1 protein-coding gene is annotated in these 453 nt (G+C 40.0%); it reads right to left on the bottom strand.

Annotated elements, in window-relative coordinates; translation table 11 throughout:
- Positions 1–138 precede the first annotated feature (138 nt).
- The coding region (locus tag VSR34_RS38580; protein WP_342965254.1) for a hypothetical protein at positions 139–453 on the bottom strand (315 nt) is incomplete at its 5' end.

The raw sequence follows: 453 nt of genomic DNA, 5'->3' as shown, positions 1-453 counted from the left end.
TGCATGATATGTGTTTATGCAATGCATTCAATGGTTCTAAAGTTCAAATTATTTGTAGACAAAAAGGAACACACGTTATCATTAAGAAATAATTATTCATTACATCAAAGCCTCAAGGGCAAAATATAACAAAGTAAATCAATCCCAAAAGACACTGCGCATCCTCTTTGGAGCAATGTAAGTGTTGAGAGTCTTTTCCTCGTGCAGTAGACGCGTGAGCTCCAAGACCTTCTTCTCATTGGCATGTAGATTGGCTTCAAGAGAATTCCGTTCTTCCTTGAGTTGGATCCAACTCTTTTGCATTTCTTCCCATGATGTTGGCATGTCAGGATGTAGGATAGTGTATGGAACTTCTCCTTCCTTAACAGGCTCAATAATCACCGGGAGAATGGAAGGATAAGGCATCATAAGACTTTGAGCACAGGTTCGTACCCACTTGAGGTAAGTCTCAAG

It is taken from the genome of Paraburkholderia sp. JHI2823, from assembly GCF_038900695.1.
Classification (GTDB): Bacteria; Pseudomonadota; Gammaproteobacteria; order Burkholderiales; family Burkholderiaceae; genus Paraburkholderia; species Paraburkholderia mimosarum.
This window is presented reverse-complemented; position numbering and strand designations above follow the sequence as displayed.